Genomic DNA, 590 nt, shown 5'->3' with positions numbered 1-590 from the left:
CTGGTGCGCCGCGCCCAGACCGACAAACGGCTGACTGCGGTTACCGCCGCCATGCCGTCCGGCACGGGGCTGGATGCCTTTGCCAAGAACTACCCCGACCGGTTTTTTGATGTAGGGATTGCCGAGCAGCACGCCGTTACCTTTGCCGCAGGCATGGCGACCGAAGGGCTGCGCCCGTTCTGCGCCATTTACTCCACCTTCCTCCAGCGTGCGTATGATCAGGTCATGCACGATGTGGTGCTCCAGAACCTGCCGGTCCGCTTTGCCATTGACCGTGCCGGTCTGGTGGGTGCGGATGGGGCCACGCATGCGGGCTCGTTTGACATTGCCTATCTGGGCTGCCTGCCGGGCATGACCATTATGGCCCCGTCCGACGAGCTGGAACTGCTGCACATGACAGCCACAGCCGCCGAGTTTGATGAAGGCCCGATTGCCCTGCGCTACCCGCGTGGCAACGGGCTGGGGCTGGACCTGCCCGCCGAGGGGCAGGTGCTTGAGATTGGCCGGGGCCGCGTGATCCGTGAGATGGGCAGCCAGTCCGGGGCACAGGCGGGTGGCATTGCCATTCTCTCGCTCGGGCCAAGGCTTGG

1 pseudogene is annotated in these 590 nt (G+C 65.3%); it reads left to right on the top strand.

Annotated elements, in window-relative coordinates:
* Positions 1-590 (top strand): annotated as a pseudogene (locus JCM25146_RS20365) (1-deoxy-D-xylulose-5-phosphate synthase); the annotation flags it as partial.

This window comes from Acetobacter okinawensis JCM 25146, assembly GCF_000613865.1.
In the GTDB taxonomy this organism is placed as follows: Bacteria; Pseudomonadota; Alphaproteobacteria; order Acetobacterales; family Acetobacteraceae; genus Acetobacter; species Acetobacter okinawensis.
Note: the sequence above shows the minus strand (reverse complement) of the source record. Positions and strands in the feature narration are given on the sequence as shown.